Origin of the sequence: Neisseria canis, assembly GCF_900636765.1 — a bacterium.
GTDB lineage: Bacteria > Pseudomonadota > Gammaproteobacteria > Burkholderiales > Neisseriaceae > Neisseria > Neisseria canis.
The window spans coordinates 1,214,057-1,230,400 of sequence record NZ_LR134313.1 but is presented as its reverse complement, the minus strand read 5'-3'; the positions used below and the strand labels follow the sequence as shown (position 1 = coordinate 1,230,400).

Annotated in this window: 15 protein-coding genes and 1 other RNA gene; 10 read left to right on the top strand and 6 right to left on the bottom strand. The window is 54.1% G+C overall.

What is annotated here, in order from left to right:
- Nucleotides 1-6: 6 nt before the first annotated feature.
- The gene (locus tag EL143_RS12365; protein ID WP_158087809.1) at nucleotides 7-177 is read right to left on the bottom strand and encodes a hypothetical protein; all 171 of its coding nucleotides are present in this window, start codon (nucleotides 175-177) and stop codon (nucleotides 7-9) included.
- Nucleotides 178-357: 180 nt separating this feature from the next.
- Between EL143_RS12365 and coaBC the strand changes: the two genes are divergently transcribed.
- From coaBC to EL143_RS05715, 3 genes are all read left to right on the top strand, one after another.
- The gene (gene coaBC / locus EL143_RS05725) at nucleotides 358-1,563 is read left to right on the top strand and encodes a bifunctional phosphopantothenoylcysteine decarboxylase/phosphopantothenate--cysteine ligase CoaBC (RefSeq protein WP_085415691.1); all 1,206 of its coding nucleotides are present in this window, start codon (nucleotides 358-360) and stop codon (nucleotides 1,561-1,563) included.
- Between the two features lie 180 nt (nucleotides 1,564-1,743).
- On the top strand, nucleotides 1,744-2,802 hold the full coding sequence (gene dinB, locus EL143_RS05720) for a DNA polymerase IV (RefSeq protein WP_085415692.1): 1,059 nt from the start codon (nucleotides 1,744-1,746) through the stop codon (nucleotides 2,800-2,802).
- 206 nt (nucleotides 2,803-3,008) lie between these two features.
- The gene (locus EL143_RS05715) at nucleotides 3,009-4,796 is read left to right on the top strand and encodes a BCCT family transporter (protein ID WP_085415693.1); all 1,788 of its coding nucleotides are present in this window, start codon (nucleotides 3,009-3,011) and stop codon (nucleotides 4,794-4,796) included.
- Nucleotides 4,797-5,171: 375 nt separating this feature from the next.
- Here the strand turns inward: EL143_RS05715 and ffs are convergent.
- Nucleotides 5,172-5,268, bottom strand: an RNA gene (ffs, locus tag EL143_RS05710) — signal recognition particle sRNA small type.
- Nucleotides 5,269-5,383: 115 nt separating this feature from the next.
- Nucleotides 5,384-6,058: a sulfite exporter TauE/SafE family protein gene (locus EL143_RS05705; protein WP_085415694.1), complete on the bottom strand. Its 675-nt coding sequence runs from the start codon at nucleotides 6,056-6,058 to the stop codon at nucleotides 5,384-5,386.
- A gap of 247 nt (nucleotides 6,059-6,305) precedes the next feature.
- Between EL143_RS05705 and EL143_RS05700 the strand changes: the two genes are divergently transcribed.
- From EL143_RS05700 to EL143_RS05685, 4 genes are all read left to right on the top strand, one after another.
- The gene (locus EL143_RS05700; RefSeq protein ID WP_085415695.1) at nucleotides 6,306-6,851 is read left to right on the top strand and encodes a hypothetical protein; all 546 of its coding nucleotides are present in this window, start codon (nucleotides 6,306-6,308) and stop codon (nucleotides 6,849-6,851) included.
- 65 nt (nucleotides 6,852-6,916) lie between these two features.
- Nucleotides 6,917-8,293, top strand: a complete 1,377-nt coding sequence (locus EL143_RS05695) for an MATE family efflux transporter (protein ID WP_085415696.1) — start codon at nucleotides 6,917-6,919, stop codon at nucleotides 8,291-8,293.
- Nucleotides 8,290-9,327, top strand: coding sequence for a UDP-N-acetylmuramate dehydrogenase (gene murB / locus EL143_RS05690; protein ID WP_085415697.1), 1,038 nt, complete (start codon nucleotides 8,290-8,292; stop codon nucleotides 9,325-9,327). The genes EL143_RS05695 and murB overlap by 4 nt, the downstream gene beginning before the upstream one ends.
- Nucleotides 9,328-9,463: 136 nt before the next feature.
- Nucleotides 9,464-10,459, top strand: coding sequence for an ornithine carbamoyltransferase (locus tag EL143_RS05685; protein WP_085415774.1), 996 nt, complete (start codon nucleotides 9,464-9,466; stop codon nucleotides 10,457-10,459).
- Between the two features lie 241 nt (nucleotides 10,460-10,700).
- Here EL143_RS05685 and EL143_RS05680 read toward each other — a convergent pair whose 3' ends face one another.
- The 3 genes from EL143_RS05680 to murI form a co-directional block, all read right to left on the bottom strand.
- Nucleotides 10,701-11,705 carry a quinone-dependent dihydroorotate dehydrogenase gene (locus EL143_RS05680; RefSeq protein WP_085415698.1) on the bottom strand — a complete coding sequence of 335 codons (1,005 nt, stop codon included), beginning with the start codon at nucleotides 11,703-11,705 and terminating at the stop codon, nucleotides 10,701-10,703.
- 184 nt (nucleotides 11,706-11,889) lie between these two features.
- Complete coding sequence (locus EL143_RS12360) at nucleotides 11,890-12,057, bottom strand: hypothetical protein (RefSeq protein ID WP_158087810.1); 168 nt, start codon at nucleotides 12,055-12,057, stop codon at nucleotides 11,890-11,892.
- A gap of 206 nt (nucleotides 12,058-12,263) precedes the next feature.
- Nucleotides 12,264-13,076 (bottom strand): glutamate racemase, encoded by an 813-nt coding sequence (gene murI, locus EL143_RS05675; RefSeq protein ID WP_085415699.1) that lies wholly within the window; start codon nucleotides 13,074-13,076, stop codon nucleotides 12,264-12,266.
- Between the two features lie 179 nt (nucleotides 13,077-13,255).
- Here murI and tsaE point away from each other — a divergent pair, with 179 nt between their 5' ends.
- The 3 genes from tsaE to bioA all read left to right on the top strand — a co-directional run bounded on the left by tsaE (nucleotide 13,256) and on the right by bioA (nucleotide 16,343).
- Complete coding sequence (gene tsaE / locus EL143_RS05670) at nucleotides 13,256-13,729, top strand: tRNA (adenosine(37)-N6)-threonylcarbamoyltransferase complex ATPase subunit type 1 TsaE (protein WP_085415700.1); 474 nt, start codon at nucleotides 13,256-13,258, stop codon at nucleotides 13,727-13,729.
- A complete protein-coding gene (locus EL143_RS05665; protein ID WP_085415701.1) occupies nucleotides 13,714-14,985 on the top strand; it encodes an N-acetylmuramoyl-L-alanine amidase in 1,272 nt (423 codons plus the stop codon). The genes tsaE and EL143_RS05665 overlap by 16 nt, the downstream gene beginning before the upstream one ends.
- 68 nt (nucleotides 14,986-15,053) lie before the next feature.
- The gene (gene bioA, locus EL143_RS05660) at nucleotides 15,054-16,343 is read left to right on the top strand and encodes an adenosylmethionine--8-amino-7-oxononanoate transaminase (RefSeq protein WP_085415702.1); all 1,290 of its coding nucleotides are present in this window, start codon (nucleotides 15,054-15,056) and stop codon (nucleotides 16,341-16,343) included.
- Nucleotide 16,344: the final 1 nt, after the last annotated feature.

Genomic DNA, 16,344 nt, shown 5'->3' with positions numbered 1-16,344 from the left:
AAATCATCATAAAACCGTATTAACCGTAGCTTGGCGGTTAGAGCGAAATACGAACCCCAACATTTTGATGTTCATGATGTTGTGGTTCGCTGCAATGATGATGCCTGTCTGAAACCTTTTCACTTCGCAAACCACATACGGCTTGTTTTCAGACAGGCATGTTCTCCAGTTAAGCAACTTGATTTGCCATACAACATTCAGTTGCAGCCATCATACGCCTCACACAACCTGCACGCAATTTACCGCCTCAGCATAATGCCGCACAAAGAGCCGCGGGCATCAAGCGATTCATGCTATATTTAAGGCCTGTCTGAAACCCTTTCAGACAGGCCTTTTTCATTTCACCCGACACAATCCATGAGCAAACACATCCTTCTCGGCATCAGCGGCGGCATCGCCGCCTATAAATCCTGCGAACTTGTGCGCCTGCTGAAAAAGCAAAGCCACCGCGTTACCGTTGCCATGAGCCGCACAGCGGCGGAATTCGTATCGCCGCTCACGTTCCAAGCGCTCAGCGGCAATCCCGTTTTATCGGAAACGCACAACGGGGAATCGGGCGGCAACGGCATGGCGCATATCAACCTCACCCGCGAAGCGGATATTTTTCTGATTGCGCCCGCCAGCGCCAACACCATCGCCAAAATCGCCAACGGCATTGCCGACAACCTGCTCACCAACCTTGCCGCCGCGCGCAAATGCCCGCTGGCCGTGGCGCCCGCCATGAATGTGGAAATGTGGTTCAACCCCGCCAACCGGCGCAACATCGCCCGCCTGCAGAGCGACGGCATCACCGTGTTCCAGCCCGTATCCGGCGAACAAGCCTGCGGCGAAACCGGCGTGGGGCGCATGCCCGAAGCGGCCGAGCTGGCCGAGCTGCTGCCCGATTTGTGGGCCGAAAAATCCCTGCAAGGCAAAAAAGTGCTGATTACCGCGGGTGCCACTTTTGAAGCCATCGACCCCGTGCGCGGCATCACCAATATTTCCAGCGGCCAAATGGGCATGGCAATCGCCCGCGCCTGCCGCGCCGCCGGAGCCGAAGTTTCGCTCGTGTACGGGCAGGTTCAGGCAGGCATTCCCGCAGGCTTGGCGCATGCGGAACAGGCCATAAGCGCCGAAGCCATGTATCAGGCCGTGATGAAGCAGGTGAAGCAGCAAGACGTGTTTATCTCGGTGGCCGCCGTGGCCGACTACAAAGTCAAAAACAGCAGCACGCAAAAATTGAAAAAAGAAAGCGGCAAACCACCCGTCATCGAGCTGGCCGAAAACCCCGACATCCTCGCATCCGTTGCCAAGCTCGACAGGCCGCCTTTCTGCGTGGGCTTTGCCGCCGAGAGCGAAAACATTATCGAACACGCCCGCGCCAAACGTTTGCGCAAAAACATCCCCATGCTGGTGGCCAACGACGTGGCCGTGGCGATGGGCAAAGCGGTCAACCGGATTACCATTATCGACGACGCAGGCGAAACCGCGTTTCCCGAAACCGATAAAAATCAGGCAGCGGCAGCGATTGTGACCCGGCTGGCAGAATTGCTGGCATTAGCCAACCCCTGTCTGAAAAGCTAAGCCCGACATGGCACATCAACGACGGCGAAGAAGTGTTTGCCGTGATAAACGGTACAGTTACACTACCGTATAAACGGCTATCCGTGATTGGCAACACTGCACCGGCAATGCCTGTCTGAAAACCTCGAAAAGCCTTTCAAGCTTCGTTAAGCATGTTTCAGACAGGCATTGGTAGCGATTATGAACCCACGCAAAATCATCCATATTGATATGGACGCGTTCTATGCCTCGGTAGAACTGCGCGAGCAGCCGCATCTGAAAGGGCTGCCCGTGGTTGTGGCTTGGGAGGGGCCGCGCTCGGTGATTTGCGCTGCGTCTTATGAAGCCCGCCGCTTCGGTTTGCACTCCGCCATGTCGGTTGCCACCGCCAAAAGGCTCTGCCCGCAAGCCGTGTACATTCCGCCGAATTTCCCGCTTTACCGCGAGATTTCGCAACAAGTTCACGCTATTTTCCGGCAACACACCGATTTAATCGAACCTTTGTCGCTCGACGAAGCCTACCTCGACGTAACCCGGAATTTTCAGAATATCCCTTACGCCAGTCAAGTTGCCAAAACCATACGCGCCGAAATTTTCCGGCAAACCGGGCTTACCGCTTCGGCAGGCGTGGCGCCAAACAAATTCCTCGCCAAAATCGCTTCCGATTGGCGCAAACCGAACGGACAGTTTGTGTTGCCGCCGGAAAAAGTGGCAGAATTTTTACACACCCTGCCACCGGAAAAAATCCCCGGCGTGGGCAAAGTAACCCGCCTCAAAATGCAGTCTTTAGGCATCAATACAGTGGGCGACCTGCTGCGTTTCGAACGCGGCGAATTGGCCAATTTGTTCGGCAAATGGGGCTACCGCCTCTATGACTTGGCGCGCGGCATAGACAACCGCACAGTCAAACCCAGCCGCGAACGCGTGCAGATTTCCACCGAAATCACGCTGCCCGAAGATTTGCCGCTCAACCAAATCCTGCTGCATTTGCCGCAACTGGCGGAAGATTTGCAGCAGCAGGCAGCGCGTAAAAAAGCGGCTTTCCGCAGCGTAACGCTCAAGCTGAAAACCGCCGATTTCCGCATCATCACCCGTTCCCAAACGTTTTCCTCACCCCTGCCCGACACCGCCGCGCTTTTGCAGGCCGCGCAACAGATTTCAACCCGCCTCCCCCTCTCCAACCACACCACCTACCGCCTTATCGGGCTGGGCGTGAGCCATCTGGAACCCGACGGCCGGCAAACCTCGCTTTGGCCCTGACCGCCCGATTTCCCCCTTAACTGCCAAAATTAAAGTTTTTTATTAAAATCAAATATTTGCAAATATGTTATAATGATGTTTACCAAATATAAAAAAGCGCTTAACGCTTTTATCTGTATTTGCTGTCATTGCGACCAAAGGTCACTCACTAAAAACAACCATGCCGGCTTGAACCGGTTATGCACTACAAATGAAAGGAGCAGACATTGACCGCCAAATCCCCCGCACCCAAACCACACAAAGCAACATCATTCAGGGACGCATCGGAAGCCCCCTCCCCGATTAAATCCGACCAGCCGGACACCCGCATAGACAAATTCACGTTTTTCGGCGTGTTGCTTATCCTTCTCAGCGTAACTCTGCCTTTAATCGCCTTTCCCGAAGAAGGTGCGGCATGGGTGGCGCAGACCAAGCGTTTCGTTACCGACAAGCTGGGCTTTGCCTATCTGGCTTTCGGCATTATTTCCGTGATATTCGTGATTTATATCATCTGCTCCGACATCGGCAATATCAAGCTGGGGCGGCCGGAAGAAGATGTGGAATACAAAACCGGCTCTTGGGCCGCCATGATGTTTTGCGGCGGCATCGGTGCCAGTATCCTTTATTGGGGCATCCTCGAATGGGCGTATTACTATCAAGGCCCGCCTTTCGGCATCGAACCCAAATCCCCCGATGCCGTGCGCTGGGCGTCTTCCTACGGTATTTTCCACTGGGGTCCGGTCGCTTGGGCGATTTATATGGTGCCCGCCATCGGCATCGCCTATTTCAGCCATGTGCGCAATTCGCCTGTGTTAAAAGTAAGCCACAGCATGATGCCGCTATTGGGCGAACGCCTGGCCCGCAGCAACTGGGGCAAACTGGTTGATGTGTTTTTCGTGTTCGGTATGATAGGCGGCGGCGCCACCACGCTCGGCCTCGCCTCACCCATGATTACCGAAGGGCTGCACACCTTGCTCGGCACGCCCAACTCCATTCACATGCAGCTGGCCATCCTGCTGGTTACCACCATGATTTTTGCATACAGCGCTTATCAAGGCATGAAGCAGGGTATTCAAAAACTTTCCAATATCAATTTCTATTTGGCTCTCGGCTTTATCGTTTTCGTATTGGTTTGCGGCCCCACCGTGTTTATCCTCAACACCGGCATCGAATCCATCGGACGCTCCATTTCCAACATCGTACCGATGATGACTTGGACGGAAGCTTTCGGCGAATTCGACAGCCACGGCTTCAAACAAACCAACTTTCCGAAAGACTGGACTGTATTCTATTGGGCATGGTGGCTGGTTTACGCGCCGACCATCGGCCTTTTCATCGCCAAAATTTCACGCGGCCGCACCATCCGCCAGATGACGGCCGGCTCCATCTTTTTCGGCTCGCTCGGTTGCGCGGTGTTTTTCATCGTATTGGGCAACTACGCCATGTATCTGCAATTGAGCGGCGCCATGGATGTGGTGGCAATACTCAACAACCAAAGCGCCAACGCCGCCATCTTCGCCGTGTTAGGCACTTTGCCGATGGCCAAAATCGTAACAGCCACCTTTGTGTTTTTGGCAATTTTGTTTACCGCCACCACATTCGACTCGATTTCCTACATCCTCGCTTCCGTGGTGCAACATGAAGTCGACGGCGAACCTCACCGCTGGAACCGCCTCTTTTGGGCGTTTTCACTCTGCTTTATGCCTGCCGCACTGATGTTTCTCGGCGGCCTGTCCACCCTGCAAACCGCTTCGATCTTCGCCGGCGCGCCGCTGCTGATTATCATGTCGCTGATGATGGCCTCCATCATCAAAGCCGCCAAATACGACCTGCATTACCAGCCCGACTACTCGCTGCGCACCATCCACATCGAAGAGCTGCCCGACAACTCCCCCTGGGAGCACGGCGAAACTTCGGAAGCCCCCGAAGGCTCAGTCTTGGCGCAAATGGCCATCTACGAAGAACAACGCCAGCAACAGCAAGAACAGCAAGTGCAACAAGAAAAAGAATCATGATAGAGCATTGCCTGCTTAATACAACAATGCCTGTCTGAAAGCCGTTTCAGACAGGCATTGTTTAATGCTTTTACATCGTATTACGGCGTGAAGCCTAGATAGTCAATTCACTTAAGTTTAACAACGATACCGTCATACTCGGGCTTAACCCGAGTATCTCCCAAACTTATCGGAACTCAAGATATTCGGGACAAGCCCGAGTATGACGAGTGTACTATTTTTAAGTTGATTCACCATAAGCCAACCCATGCTTCAGAACATTTGATTTTTTAATCTAAGCTGTTCTTCCCACCTTGCCCTATGCTCTTAAACTACCATAGCAACACAACCATAATAAAACGCCGGCAAGTCAAAACTTACCGGCGCCTAAATGAGGGTGGCGAGCCAAACCCCTGGCACTGATTCCTCAGAGTGGGCTGCTAGCTTCCGCTCCTGACCCGTTGCTCCAAATTACCATGCAGGGAGACCCGCCATAAAGAAACAGAATTATATTGGGTTTGCGGCAAAATGCCAAGCAGTAAATCGCAATTTCGCCGCCCGATCAACATGCCTGTCTGAAAACGTTTCAACAGAACCAAAGCAGTTTTTCAGACAGGCATAAAAAACTTCACCAATTGCCAAGCCGCCCAAGCGGCAACCAGCAGGCCGGTTATCAAGCGGATGCTGCGTTTCTGCAAAACACCTTTCAACTGGGCGGCAAACCAGCCCATAGCCAGCAGGTTCGGCAGGGTGCCGAGCGCAAATGCCAGCATATACAGCCCGCCTTTGGCCGCGCTGCCGCTGCCCAAAGCATAAAGCGAAGCGCTGTAAACCAATCCGCAAGGCAGCCAACCCCACAAAAGCCCGACACCGAAACAGGCCGGAACGCTTTTGATGGGCAAAAGCTTATTCAACACCGGATTCAGCCGCCGCCAAATCGGGCGGCCCAAGTTTTCAACTTTCCTCGCTGCGCCGGAAATCCCTGCAAGATAAAGCCCTAAAAACAAAAGCAACACATTGGCGGCAATCAGCAAACCGTTTTGCAGCACGCGGGTTTGGTCGAGCGAAGCGCCGATTTGGCCGAGCGCGCCCACCAACACGCCAATCACGATATAGCTGCTTATCCGCCCGAGATTGAGCAGCACTATCAGCCAAAAGCGGTTGATGTGCGGCGGCAGCTGAAGTGCAAATGCCGAAGAAAGCGAGCCGCACATGCCCACACAATGGCCGCCGCCGAAAAAACCGATGATAAAAAGGGATAACAGGGTGATAGGTTCGCTCATGGTTTGCTGCCGATATATTTTAGAAGCCGCATCATTGTAGCGGCTTTTGAGTTTAATCAAATCCGGCGTATGATTTAATTTATTAATTCGGTATAAAACTGTTTATAATGCCTGCACGAAACGGAAGCGGTTTCAGACAAGCATTATCGCCAAACGGCTGTTTAACAGCCATGCCTTTTATCAAAAATTTCACTTAACACGCACTGTTATCAGGTAAGATAGTGCGTTTTTATTGTTTTACTGTTTTATGTCGCCGAAAATTTACCCGCTCACCCACCGCCAAAACACTGCCGTGATTGTATCCGGCATGGTTACGGTCGGTTTCGGCCTGATGTGGGTGCTGATCGGCCTCAACCTTTTGGCAGGCGGCGGCCATGCGCAGAAATACATGCTGTTTGCCCTGCTCTCGGTGTTACTCTATTTTTCCTACATCACTTGGCGCTCCTCTCGCAAACACCGCGCCAAAGCGGACAGCCTGCGCCTTTTGGTGATGATGGATGAAATCGGCATACGCTGGCTTTATTACGACGCATACAGCGCGGCGATTTACGACTATAAAGAAAACGACGACGAGCGGTGTTATGTGCAGCAAGACATGCCCTGGAAGCAGATTCTCGACGCTTATGTGGAAAACCCGAAATACTACCGCACCATCGGCAAGCTGGTAGTAGAACTCAAGGGTGAAGATGACCGGCCGGTCAGATGGGAGCTGCCGCTCAATTATTTTGAAGACAAAGAAATCGCCCAATTATTTGTGGATGAAATGCTGTATATGCTTGTGGTTACCAGATAAGCATCCTTAAAAACTTTTCAGACAGGCATTAATGCCTGTCTGAAAAGTTTTGAAGCGGAGTATTTATGTTGTTAGACATCAACCGCCACTCTCCGGCGGTGTTCAAAAAAGAAACCCGATTGCTGATTGCGCTGGCATTGCCCATGATGCTGGCGCAAGTTGCTGCGGTGGGCGTGGGCTTTGTCGACACCGTGATGGCAGGCGCCGCCGGTAAAGACGACTTGGCCGCCGTGGCTTTGGGCAGCTCCGCTTTCGTTACCGTCTTCATTACCTTCATGGGCGTGATGAACGCGCTCAATCCCATCCTCTCCCAGCTGTTCGGTGCCGGCAGGCATACCGAAGTGGGCGAAACCGGCAGGCAGGGCCTGTGGTTCGGCCTGTTTCTCGGCTTGGCCGGCATGGTGCTGCTGCTGGCTGTGATCAAGCCGTTTATGTGGTATCTCACCTTATCGGCAAACGTGGAAAGCATGTTGGCGCAATACCTTTTTTTCGTGGCGCTCGCCATGCCCGCCGCCATGCTGCACCGTTCGCTGCACGCTTATGCTTCCAGCCTGAACCGCCCCAAGCCGATTATGTGTGTGAGCTGGGCGGCGCTGTTTCTGAATATTCCGCTCAATTATATGTTTGTGTACGGCAAATTCGGCATGCCCGAGCTGGGCGGCGCCGGCTGCGGCTTGGCTTCGGCTTTGGTGTTTTGGTTCAACGCGCTTGCCTTGTGGCTTTATGTGAAAAAAAACGCCTATTTCCAACCGTTCGGCTTGAGCGGCGGCTTTTCCAAACCGGATTGGGCTGTGTTAAAACAAATCTGGAAGCTGGGCTGGCCGATCGGCTTGTCTTTCTTTTTGGAAGTGAGCCTGTTTTCATTTATCGTGTTTCTGATTGCCAAATTCGGCGAAGATTATGTGGCTGCGCAACAAGTGGTTATCAGCTTGACCAGCGTGATTTATATGATTCCTCAGGCAGTAGGCGCCGCGGCCACCGTGCGCGTAGGCTATGCTTTGGGCAAGCTGCAAAAGCAGCGCGCGCGCTATATCTCGGGCGTTTCTATGGCGGTAGGCGCGGTGTTGGCGGTGTGTACCCTGCTGTTGCTGACCTTGCTGCGCCACCCGCTCGCCGCCATGTACACCAACGATGCCGGCGTGTTGGCGATTGCCACGCAAGTGTTGCTGTTTGCCGCCGTATTCCAGCTGGTTGACTTCACGCAATGTATTGCTTCTTATGCCCTGCGCGGCTATAAAGTAACCAAAGCCCCCATGGTGGTGCATGCCATTGCCTTCTGGGGATTGGGGCTGCTGCCCGGCTATATTTTGGCCGACGCGGCAGGCATGGGCATTTACGGATATTGGACCGCATTGGTACTCTCGCTCAGCGTAGCGGCTTTTGTATTGGTGTGGCTTTTGGAAAAACACAGCCGACAAACGGCGCTACGGAGCCGCGCATGAATCTTCAGCATCATGTTGACCTGCAACCCTTCAACACTTTCGGCCTGCCCGCACGCGCACGCCATTTTATCGAATTAACCGACCCGCAAGAGCTGCCCGCATTGTGCAGACTGCCTGAATTTCAACGCGACACCGTTTTGTGGCTGGGCGGCGGCAGCAACATTTTGCTCACGGAAGACTATCCCGGCCTGGTGGTTAAAATGGCCAATAAGGGCATACGCGAAATCAAGCGCGGAAATGGTTCGGCCTATATCGAAGCGCAGGCGGGCGAAGTGTGGCACGATTTTGTGCTGCGCACGATCGACATGGGCTTGAGCGGCTTGGAAAACCTGAGCCTGATTCCCGGCACGGTCGGCGCATCGCCCGTACAGAATATCGGCGCATACGGCGTGGAAGTTAAAGATGTTATCGAATCGGTGCGCTGCTTTGATTTGGATACGCAGCAGTTTGTCGAGCTGGATAACGCCGCCTGCCGCTTCAGCTATCGGGAAAGCCTGTTCAAGCAGGCGGGCAAAGGGCGCTATGTGATTGTTTCCGTGGTATTTGCACTGAAAACCGAATTCACACCCAATATACGCTATGGCGATTTGGCCGCAGTATTGGCGGGAACCTGCGGCAGCCGTTCACCTGAAGCCATAGATGTTTCCCGTGCCGTGTGCACCATCCGTTCGTCCAAACTGCCCGACCCGAAAGTGTTGGGCAATACGGGCAGTTTTTTCAAAAACCCCGTTGTATCCTCAGAGCATGCCGCAAAACTGGCTGAACAATATCCCAATATGCCCGCCTACCCGCAGGCCGACGGTTCGGTCAAGCTCGCAGCAGGCTGGCTGATCGACCAATGCGGCTTAAAAGGCCACACCATAGGCGGCGCAGCCGTGCACGATAAACAAGCTCTGGTTTTGGTTAACAAAAACCACGCCTCCGCAGAAGATGTCCGCCAACTCGCCCTGCATGTTCGGCAAACCGTATCCGACACATTCGGCGTAACCCTCCACACAGAGCCCGTTTGGCTGCCCGAAACACGCACGCTTTAATATGCCGATGCCTGTCTGAAACAGGCAATACGGTTGCCGTCAAGCCAAACCTTTCGGCTTGACGGCAAAATACGTTACACTTCAACATATCAAACTGTTCCAACCAACAAAAATACCAAAGCGAGATTCTATGAGCATCAACCTGAAAAACCGCCATTTTCTCAAACTGCTTGATTTCAACCGCGAAGAAATCAACTACCTGCTGGATTTATCCGCCCAGCTCAAAGCCGATAAAAAAGCAGGCCGCGAAACCCAGCGGCTGCAAGGCAAAAACATCGCTTTGATATTTGAAAAAACCAGCACCCGCACCCGCTGCGCCTTTGAAGTGGCCGCCTACGACCAAGGCGCCAAAGTAACCTACCTCGGCCCCAGCGGCTCCCAAATCGGCCACAAAGAAAGTATGAAAGACACCGCCCGCGTGCTCGGCCGCATGTACGACGGCATCGAATACCGCGGCTTTGGCCAAACCATCGTAGAAGAATTGGCACAATACGCCGGCGTACCCGTGTTCAACGGCTTAACCGACGAATTCCACCCCACCCAAATGCTGGCCGACACCCTTACCATGCGCGAACACAGCGACAAACCCCTCAACCAAATCACCTACGCCTATGTGGGCGATGCCCGCTCCAACATGGGCAACTCCCTGCTCCTTACCGGCGCCCTGCTCGGCATGGACGTGCGCATCGGCGCCCCCAAACACCTTTGGCCCGCCGAAGAGCTTATTAACAAAGCACACGAGTTGGCCCGCCAAAGCGGTGCGCGCGTATTGCTTACCGAAAGCGCCGAAGAAGCCGTAAAAGGCACCGACTACATCCACACCGACGTTTGGGTATCCATGGGCGAGCCGGAAGAAGTGTGGAAAGAACGCATCGCCCTGCTCAACCCGTTCCGCGTTACGCCCGAGCTGATGGCCGCCTCAGGCAACCCCAAAGTCAAATTCATGCACTGCCTGCCCGCCTTCCATAACCGCGAAACCACCGTAGGCGAATGGATCTACCAAAACTTCGGCCTCGACGGCGTGGAAGTTACCGAAAGCGTGTTTGAAAGCGAAGCCAGCATCGTATTCGACCAAGCCGAAAACCGCATGCACACCATCAAAGCCGTATTGGTAGCAACAATGGGCAGCTAAGCGGCGTAACAAAACAAAAATGCCTGTCTGAAAACAGTTTGGGCTTCGCAGAATTCTGCGTTTCCCGTTTTCAGACAGGCATTGTCTTCTATAGTGGATCAACTTAAAAATAGTACGTTCGTCATACTCGGGCTTGACCCGAGTATCTCCTAAAGTTAGCAGAATTCAAGATACTCGGGTCAAGCCCGAGTATGACGGAAATGCTACTAAAATTAAGTGTTTTAACTATATAATCAAATGTTTAACAGCAAGCCCGTAGGCATTCTTTTACCAGTTCCGGCCCGCGGTAAACCAAGCCGCTGTATATCTGTACGGCGGCTGCACCCAGCCGCATTTTCTCCGCCGCATCGCCGCCCTGCGTAATGCCGCCCACGCCGATAACCGGTAGTTTGCCGTCAATCTGCGCCACCAATTCTTTCAACACGGCATTGCTTTTCTCCCGAACCGGCCGTCCGCTCAAGCCGCCGGCTTCGTTTGCCAGCTTGTGGTTGCCCAAAGCCGTTTTGTCTATGGTGGTGTTGGTGGCGATGATGCCGTCCATTTCCACTTGTTTCACCACATGGGCAATGTCGGCGATTTGTGCCTTATCCAAATCGGGAGCGATTTTCACGGCCAACGGTATATATTTGCCATGCTGCGCCGCGAGATTAGCCTGTTTGTTTTTTAAGGCTTCGAGCAGCGCACTCAATTCGTCGCCCCCTTGCAGCGCACGCAGGTTTTTGGTGTTGGGCGAGGAAATATTTACAGTGATGTAGCTTGCGTGCGGATAGGCTTTTTCAAGGCAGATTAAATAGTCATCGGCGGCCTGTTCAATCGGGGTAACGGCGTTTTTGCCGATATTGATGCCTAAAATGCCTTTGAATTTGCTGCGCTGAATATTGCGTATCATGGCATCGATGCCGTGATTGTTAAAGCCCATCCGGTTGATTACCGCCATGTGCTCCGGCACGCGGAACAGGCGCGGTTTGGGGTTGCCTTCTTGCGGTTTGGGCGTAACCGTGCCGATTTCGATAAAGCCGAAACCCAATGCGGCCAGCGCGTCAATGTGTTCGCCGTTTTTATCCAAGCCGGCTGCCAAACCCACCGGATTGGGCAGGTTTAAGCCCATCAGCCGTGTGGGGTTGGTTTGGTTTTCGGTCTTACCGAGTATGCCGAATTGGTAGGCTTTGTCCAACGCGGCCAGCGTGAAATGGTGGGCTTTCTCAGCATCGATTTGAAACAGAAACGGTTGCAAGAATGAATACATGGCGCTTGGCTTTCATGAAGAAACAGGATAAGCACATTTTAACCGAATAATGCCTGTCTGAAACGGCTTTCAGACAGGCATTATGACTGCTTCGGTGAATCGATTCAGAACAGTTCCGCCGTCGCAGGGCAATAAAAAACCGGATTCCCAAAAGAATCCGGATTCAGCAAATCCTTACGGCTGCTTATTTTTTCTTCAGGGTAGCAGGTGCGCTGGCGGCATCTACAGGAGCGCTGGCAGCGTCAACAGGAGCACTGGCAGAACCTACTTTTACAGGCGCATCAGCTTTAGGTGCAGCCAAAGCCAAACCGGACACTAAAGTAGCAGCAACGATAGCAACATATTTTTTCATAATTCTTCCTTCTTTATCGAAAGTTACAATTCACATATTTTTGACAAAACAACATAAAACTTATGCCATTTGCAAAGTAAGAATGCTTTCAGAATAAAAAGTTCCTATTTTTTCGGATTTAAACGGTTTTTACATTTCTCAAGCCCATCGCAAACAACAATGCCTGTCTGAAATTATTCAGACAGGCATTATTTCAAAACAAAGGCTTACCCCAAGCTTACCATCTCCAATTGCTCCAAGCTTCTACCCAGGAAACGCTCCCCGATTGTTTGGAAACGTAAAGGGATGTCGCTCACATAAAAACGGTAGTCCGCCTGCATGCCGCCGTTATCATGAAGCAAACCGTTTTGCGCCAAAGCCTGCGCAGTCGCTTCGGCAGAGGTTAAAGCCGAATCCACTAAAGTAACGCCCGGCGCTTCCTCGCGCAAAAGCGGCTTGAGCAGCGGATAGTGCGTGCAGCCCAACACCAGCGTGTCAATGTCTTCCGCCAAGAGCGGTTTCAAATATTCGCGCGCGGTCAGGCGGGTAACTTCATGATCCAGCCACCCCTCCTCCACCAGCGGCACAAACAAAGGGCAGGCCTGCGACTGCACACGCGTTTGCGGATTGTGCGAATGAATGGCGCGGGCATAAGCATTGCTGTTGACCGTAGTATTGGTGGCAATCACGCCGATACGGTTGGTTTTCGTTACCGCAAGCGCTGTCTCCGCGCCGGCGGTAATCACGTCCAGCACCGGCATATTGCCCGCCATCTGGCGCACGCGCTGACCCGCTACCGCTGCAATGGTGTTGCACGCAATCACCAATGCCTTCACTTCGTTTTGCAGCAGAAAATCGACAATCTGCGCAGTAAACGTTTCAATCGTGGCTCGCGATTTCACACCATACGGCACGCGCGCGGTATCGCCGAAATAAACAATATTTTCCATCGGCAGCCGCTCCATCAGCGCGCGCACCACGGTCAGCCCGCCCACGCCGGAATCAAAAACGCCGATGGGGCGCCGGTTGATTGTGTTCATAAATTCGCCCTTAAACTCTTCAGAAGCAAGACAAGAAGCAAGACAAACGGTTTATCAAAGCCGTTATTGTACACCGATTTACCGACGCAATTTTAATCAAATTTAGCAATCGGCAAGGGTTTGCAAAGCGTGCCAATTCACGCATAATTAGCGCTTTATAAAGTTTCAACCGATTACATATGGCGTTTTCCCCAGCCCACACTATTTTTCTGCCCGACGAAGCAGCCACCGCCACACTTGGCGCCGCTCTCGCACCTGCGTTGGCCGCACCTTTGGTGGTTTATCTGCAAGGCGGGTTAGGGGCCGGGAAAACCACATTCACACGCGGTCTTTTGCGCGGCGCGGGCTATACCGGCACGGTAAAAAGCCCCACATACGCCTTAGTCGAATCTTATCCGCTGGATAAATTCACCCTGCACCATTTCGACCTCTACCGCTTTGCCTCTCCCGAAGAGTGGGAAGATGCCGGGCTGGACGAGCTTTTCGGCGCCGCGAGCGTGTGCCTGATCGAGTGGCCGCAGCAAGGCGGCGCATTGGTACCCGCGGCCGACATTACCGTAAATATCGAGCATCAGGAAACCGGCAGGCTGTGCACGCTCACCGCCCACACAACCGCCGGCCGGCAAAGTTTGGAAACATGGAAAAAAAATTAACCCGCCGCCAAATCGTTCGCGGTGCAGCAGCCAGCCTGCTTTTAAGCGTGTCGCCGATTGCCTTGGGCAAAAAGGCTACACCGCAGTTTATTGCCGTGCGCATTTGGCCTGCCAGCGCCTATACCCGCCTCACCATCGAAGCCAGCCAGCGGCTCGAATACAAATTCTTCACGCTGGATAACCCGCGCCGCCTGGTTATCGACATCAGCGGCGTCACGCTCAACAGCGCACTGCAAGGGCTGGGCAGCAAAGTTCAAGGAAACGATCCTTATATTGCCAGTATCCGCGCCGGGCAGAACTCGCCCAACGTGGTGCGTGTGGTGATTGATTTGAAAACAGCGGTCAACCCGCAGGTATTCGGCCTGAATCCGGTGGCCAACTTCAAACACCGCTTGGTGGTCGATCTCTACCCCACCGTAGCACCCGATGCGCGCGACCCTTTGATGGCGCTTTTGGAAGACTATTCGCAAGGCAAAATCACCAATCAGGGCACAGGCAGCGGCACGCCGCCTGTGCAGCAACCCGATACCGCCGATTACGAACCTTCCGCGCCACCCAGAGGCAGAAAGCGCCAAGCTATTGTGGTGCTCGACCCCGGGCACGGCGGCGAGGATCCGGGCGCAATCGGCCCGAGCGGCCTGCGCGAGAAAGATGTGGTGCTCGCCATCGCGCGTATGGCCAAAAAACGCTTGGATTCCATGGGCTACAAAACCTACCTCACGCGCAACGAAGATGTGTTCATTCCGTTGGGCGTGCGCGTGGCCAAAGCGCGCAAACTGAAAGCCGACGTTTTCGTTTCCATTCACGCCGATGCTTTCACCAGCCCCAGCGCGCGCGGTACGGGCGTTTATGCGCTCAGCACCAAAGGCGCCACCAGCGCGGCGGCCAAGTTCCTCGCCCAAACGCAGAACAATGCCGACTTAATCGGCGGCGTGCGCACCGTGGGCAACCGCCACGTCGACAACACTATTCTTGACATGACCCAAACCGTAACCAACAAAGACAGCCTCACGCTTGGCGAAGGCGTGTTGAGCGAGCTGGGCAAACACAACAAACTGCACAAAGGCCATGTCGACCGCGCCAACTTCGCCGTATTGCGCGCACCGGATATTCCGTCGATTCTGGTGGAAACCGCGTTTATTTCCAACCCCACCGAAGAAAGTATGCTCGCCGGCAACAGTTTCCGCGAAAAATGCGCCGACGCCATCTCCGGCGGCATCAAGTCTTATCTGGCAAAAGCGGTATTGCGCCGTTAGCCCCGAAAACACCAATGCCTGTCTGAAACATTTTTCAGACAGGCATTTGCTATACAGACTTTGCTTTTATGACACCCGAACACCTGCTCCACATAGACCGCGAACACATCTGGCACCCCTACGCCGCCATGCCCAACACCCTGCCCGTGTATCCCGTTTCACACGCACAAGGCTGCACGCTCACGCTGGCCGACGGTACACAGCTGATAGACGGCATGTCGTCATGGTGGGCCGCCATCCACGGCTACAACCATCCCCGCCTGAATGCCGCCGCGCAGGCTCAGCTGGAAAAAATGTCGCATGTGATGTTCGGCGGGCTGACCCACGAACCTGCCGCGCGTCTGGCAGAAAAACTCGTTGCCCTGCTGCCGGAAAATCTGAACACCATTTTCTTTGCCGACAGCGGCTCCGTCGCCGTAGAAGTAGCCATGAAAATGGCACTGCAATACCAACAGGCGAAAGGCCTGTCTGAAAAACGCCGCTTCGCCGCCGTCCGCTCCGGCTACCACGGCGACACTTGGCACGCCATGTCGGTGTGCGATCCCGTTACCGGCATGCACGGCCTGTTCGGCAGCAGCCTGCCCGTGCAATATTTCCTGCCCCAACCCGCTACCCGTTTTCACGAACCCTGGCAGCCGGAAAGCATGGCGCCTTTGCACAACCTGCTGGCCGAACATGCCGACACCATCGCCGCGCTGATTTTAGAGCCTATCGTGCAAGGCGCCGGCGGCATGTATTTCTATCATCCCGAATATCTGCGCCAAGTGCGCCGCCTGTGCGACGAGCACGGCGTGTTGCTGATATTCGACGAAATCGCCACCGGCTTCGGCCGCACCGGCAAACTGTTTGCCCTCGAACACGCCGCCACCACGCCCGACATCATCACGCTCGGCAAAGGGCTGACCGGCGGCTACCTTACACTGTCCGCCACCGTTACCACCCGACAAGTGGCGCACACCATCAGCCAAAGCGCCTCATCCTGCCTGATGCACGGCCCCACTTTTATGGCCAACCCGCTGGCCTGCGCCATTGCCGCCGAAAGCATAGACCTGCTCATCGAAAGCGATTGGCAAAACCGCGTCAACACCATCGAGGCCTGTCTGAAAACCTTGCTCGCACCTGCGGCGCAGTGGCCTGTGGTAAACGACGTGCGCGTGCTGGGCGCCATCGGCGTGATCGAACTCAACGGGCCGGTAAACATGAACACTTTACAGCCCCGCTTCGTTGCCAACGGCGTGTGGGTACGGCCGTTTAGCAAACTGGTTTACATCATGCCGCCTTTCACCATCAGCCAAGAAGAGCTTGCCCGCCTGGCAGAAGGCTTGCTCAAATCATTGCAGCAGGAATACGGGATTTAGC